At 68.6% G+C, this 4,312-nt stretch carries 4 protein-coding genes; 1 reads left to right on the top strand and 3 read right to left on the bottom strand.

The genetic code is table 11. From position 1 onward, the window contains the following. From IV088_RS21665 to recG, 3 genes are all read right to left on the bottom strand, one after another. On the bottom strand, positions 1 to 239 hold a 239-nt coding region (locus IV088_RS21665; RefSeq protein WP_291106079.1), incomplete at its 3' end, for a UbiA family prenyltransferase. Between the two features lie 116 nt (positions 240 to 355). Beyond that, positions 356 to 1,315, bottom strand: coding sequence for a hydrogen peroxide-inducible genes activator (locus IV088_RS21660; protein ID WP_291106077.1), 960 nt, complete (start codon positions 1,313 to 1,315; stop codon positions 356 to 358). 202 nt (positions 1,316 to 1,517) lie between these two features. After that, on the bottom strand, positions 1,518 to 3,617 hold the full coding sequence (recG, locus tag IV088_RS21655) for an ATP-dependent DNA helicase RecG (protein ID WP_291106075.1): 2,100 nt from the start codon (positions 3,615 to 3,617) through the stop codon (positions 1,518 to 1,520). Positions 3,618 to 3,708: 91 nt separating this feature from the next. Between recG and IV088_RS21650 the strand changes: the two genes are divergently transcribed. Beyond that, the coding region (locus tag IV088_RS21650) for an S-adenosylmethionine:tRNA ribosyltransferase-isomerase (protein ID WP_291106073.1) at positions 3,709 to 4,312 on the top strand (604 nt) is incomplete at its 3' end.

Below are 4,312 nucleotides of genomic sequence, written 5' to 3'. Positions count from 1 at the left end.
GCCGTGCGCTTGACGTGTTTGTCGAACTCGCGGTCGGCCACGTCGTTGACGCAGCAGCCCGCGCTGCGCATGAGGATGGTGCCGAGCACAAACACCGCCAGCAGGTGCAGCCCCGGGAAGCCGCCCGCCGCCACCCACAGCGCAGACAACGAAGGCCACAAGAGCAACAGCCAGCCCGCCGGGCGGTTCCAGCGGATCAGGTCGAGATAGAGGTTCAGACGATCAAACACAGTCAGCATTCCGGAGGCAAGTGAGCGCACGACAGACCAGCACATACCGCAGAACCGGCTTTGCCGGGCGGCTGGTGTGGTCCCCCTGGGGGGAAGACGCGAAGCGGCGCAGGGGGGAACTCAACTCAAGACAACCTTTTGACCCCGGGCAGCTCGCACCCGTAGATCGCGTTGCGCAGTTCGGCGATCGCCTGGTAGCGCGTGAAGCTGCGCCGCCAGGCCAGCACCACGCGGCGCGTGGGCGGGTCGCCCTCGAACGGCAGGTAATGCACAAAAGACGCGTCACCCAGGTCCTGCGAGTTGTCGGCCGTGCCGTCGAGCGCCGAGCGCGGCACCGACAGGCGCGGCACCAGCGTCACCCCCATGCCGGCGGCCACCATGTGTTTGATGGTCTCCAGCGACGAGCCCTCGAAGCTCTTGCGGATGCCTTCGGTCTCGTTGGAGAACCGCGCGAATTCGGGGCAGACCTCCAGCACATGGTCGCGGAAGCAGTGCCCCGTGCCCAGCAGCAGCATGGTCTCACTCTTGATCTCGTCGGTGGTGATGTGTTTGCGCTGGGCCAGCGGGTGGTTGGCGGGCACGGCGGCCATGAAGGGCTCGTCGTAGAGCGGCGCGATGGCAAGGTTGGTGTCCGGGAACGGCTCGGCCAGGATGGCGCAGTCGATCTCGCCCAGGCGCAACTGCTCCAGCAGCTTGACGGTGAAATTCTCCTGCAGCATCAGCGGCATCTGCGGCGTGCGGTCGATCACGTGGCGCACCAGGTCGGGCAGCAGGTAGGGGCCGATGGTGTAGATCACGCCCAGCTTGAGCGGGCCGGCCAACGGGTCCTTGCCGCGCTTGGCGATCTCCTTGATGGCCGCGGCCTGCTCCAGCACGGTCTGCGCCTGCCGCACGATCTCTTCACCCAGCGGGGTGACGGCGATCTCGCTCGCGTTGCGCTCGAATATCTTGAGTTCGAGTTCTTCTTCGAGCTTCTTGATCGCGACAGACAGTGTCGGCTGCGACACGAAGCAGGCCTCGGCGGCCTTACCGAAGTGCTTCTCGCGCGCCACGGCCACGATGTATTTGAGTTCGGTGAGCGTCATCTGTTTATGGTACCCCCCGCGCCGCCTGCGGCGTCACCCCCCAGGGGGCGGCACTGGCGGCCCGGCGAAGCCGGTTCCGCGGTGCCCTGGGGCAAACTCCACCTCCGGCGTGAAGTGCCTTCACCCAGGATGCGGTGGAACCGGCTTTGCCGGGCCACTCGCATCGCCCCCTGGGGGGTGACGCCGCAGGCGGCGCGGGGGGTCAAGCTTTGAGGTACTCGGCTTTGCTGCCGAGCCAGCGGGCGATGTGTTTTTCGGCGGTGGCGGGGTGCTGCGCGAGCATCTGGGCGGCGGCCTGCCTGGCCCAGTCCAGCAGGTGACCGTCGGTGGCGAGGTCGGCGAAACGCAGCAACGCGGCGCCGGACTGCCTGGCGCCCAGGAACTCGCCCGGACCCCGGATCTCCAGGTCGCGGCGGGCGATCTCGAAACCGTCGTTGGTTTCCGCCATCGCCTTCAACCGCTCGCGCGCGGTTTCGCCGAGGCGCCCGCCTTCGGGCGGCGTGTAGAGCAGCACGCAGGCCGAGGCCGCCGCCCCACGACCGACCCGCCCGCGCAACTGGTGCAACTGGCTCAGGCCGAAACGCTCGGCGTGTTCGATCACCATCAGCGAGGCGTTGGGCACGTCCACGCCGACCTCGATCACGGTGGTGGACACGAGCACGCTCATGTGACCGCTGGTGAAGAGCGACATCACCGCTTTCTTTTCCGCGACAGGCATGCGCGAATGCAGCAGGCCGACGAGCACGCCCTGGAGTGATGTGCTGAGTTCGGCGTGGGTCTCGGTGGCGTTGGACAGGTCCAGCGCCTCGCTCTCTTCGATCAGCGGACACACCCAGTAGACCTGCCGCCCCTCAGCCACCTGGGCGCGGATGCGCTGAATCACATCGTGGCGGCGCTGGTCAGAGACGACCTTGGTGACGATGGGCGTGCGCCCGGGCGGCAGCTCGTCGATGATCGAGACGTCGAGGTCGGCGTAGTAGCTCATGGCCAAGGTCCGCGGGATCGGCGTGGCCGACATCATCAGAAGGTGCGGCTCGCGCGACCGCCCGTCCTCGCCCTCGGTCATCTTGGACCTGAGCGCCAGCCGCTGCGCCACGCCGAACCGGTGCTGCTCGTCGATGATCGCCAGCGCCAGGTTCTGGAACACCACCTGGTCCTGGATCACGGCGTGGGTGCCCACCACCAGCGCGGCCTCGCCGCTGGCGATGAGGGCCAGCATCTCGGTGCGCTGTTTTTTCTTCTGGCTGCCGGTGAGCCAGGCAACCCGCTTGCCCAGCGGCGCGAGCAGCGGCTCCAGCCAGCCGATGAGCTTGGCGAAATGTTGCTCGGCCAATATTTCCGTCGGCGCCATCAGCGCGCACTGCCAGCCCGAGTCGATGGCGATGGCCGCGGCCAGCGCGGCCACCACCGTCTTGCCTGACCCCACGTCGCCCTGCAGCAGGCGGTGCATGGGCACGTGGCGCGACAGGTCGCGCGCGATTTCTTCACCCACGCGGCGCTGTGCGCCGGTCAGCGCGAAGGGCAACACGGCGAGCAGTTGTTCGTGCAGGCCGCCCGGTGCGGTGCGCAAGATGGGTGCGCGCAGGGCATCGCGCTCGCGCTTGGCCGTCAGTTGCGAGAGCTGTTGGGCCAGCAGCTCTTCGGCCTTCAGGCGTTGCCAGGCCGGGTGGCTGCGGTCTTCCAGCGCATCGAGCGACACGTCCGGCCCCGGGTGGTGCAGGTAACGCAGCGCGTCGCGCAGGGTCCAGGTGCCGTGCACCACGCGCTGCAGGCTGCCCAGCAGCTCGGGCGGGATGGTCTCCGACAGGTCGGCGCGAGCGAGCCCGCTGGCCACCACCTTGCGCAGGTAGGCCTGCGGCAGCTGGGCGCTGGTGGGGTAGACGGGGGTGAGCGCGTCGGGCAGCTCACCGCCGGCCGCGTGGAAGGCCGGGTGCATCATGGTGCGGCCCATGAAACCGCCGCGGATCTCGCCGCGCACCCGCACGCGAGCGCCCACCGCCAGCGCCTTCTGGTGCGAGGGGTAGAAGCTGAAGAAGCGCAGGGTGCAGGTGTCGCTACCGTCGTCCAGCGTCACCAGCAACTGGCGGCGCGGGCGCATCGTGATCTCGCTCGCGGTGACGGTGCCCTCCACCTGCGCGGTCTGACCCTCGCGCGCATCGCTCAGGCGCACGATGCGGGTCTCGTCCTCGTAGCGCAGCGGCAGGTGCAGGGCCAGGTCGATGTCGCGCGTGAGCCCCAGCTTGTGGAGGGCCTTCTGCGGGGCAGAGAGTTCCTTGCGAGGGGCGGGCTTGGCGTCGGGCATGGGACAATTCTGCCTGTAGTTTTATCCACCCCTTTGGGCCACTTCCCGGCCAATTTCACTTGGAACGGGCCTTGTCCGGCCCTCAAGCAGCATGAACGTTTCTTCCCCTGCGGCGCGCGAATTCACCGTCGCCGACTTCGATTTCGCCCTCCCCGAAGCCCTGATCGCCCAGCACCCGGCCTCCGAACGCAGCGCCTCGCGCCTGCTCGACGGCACCCGGCCACAGCCGGTGGACCGCATCTTTCGCGAGCTGCCCGGCCTGCTGAAGAGCGGCGACCTGCTGGTGTTCAACGACACGCAGGTCGTCAAGGCGCGCCTCTTCGGCGAGAAGGCCAGCGGCGGCAAGTTCGAGATCCTGATCGAGCGCGTGCTGCTGCCGCACGAGGCGCTGGACGGTTCCGGGCAGGAGGTGGTGGCCCACATCCGCGTGAGCAAGAAGCCGCAGCCCGGCGGCCTGCTGCACCTGGCGGGCGGCTTGAAGGGCGGCGGCTTCGACGCCGTGTTCATCGGCCGCTGGCCCGATCAGCAGGGACAGCTGTTCCGCCTGCGCCTGCAGGGCCCGGCGGGCGAAACGCCCTACGAGCTGATGGCGCGGCACGGCCATGTGCCCCTGCCGCCTTACATCACCCACAGCGACGACGCCGACGACGAGCGCCGCTACCAGACCGTGTTCGCGCGCGTGCCCGGCGCGGTGG

The sequence above is a fragment of the Hydrogenophaga sp. genome (assembly GCF_018780075.1).
In the GTDB taxonomy this organism is placed as follows: domain Bacteria; phylum Pseudomonadota; class Gammaproteobacteria; order Burkholderiales; family Burkholderiaceae_C; genus Hydrogenophaga.
This window is presented reverse-complemented; position numbering and strand designations above follow the sequence as displayed.

Coding starts and splice junctions, on each gene's coding strand:
- IV088_RS21660 (WP_291106077.1), bottom strand. CDS start 1,315: ATGACGCTCACCGAACTCAAATACATCGTGGCCGTGGCGCGCGAGAAG.
- recG (WP_291106075.1), bottom strand. CDS start 3,617: ATGCCCGACGCCAAGCCCGCCCCTCGCAAGGAACTCTCTGCCCCGCAG.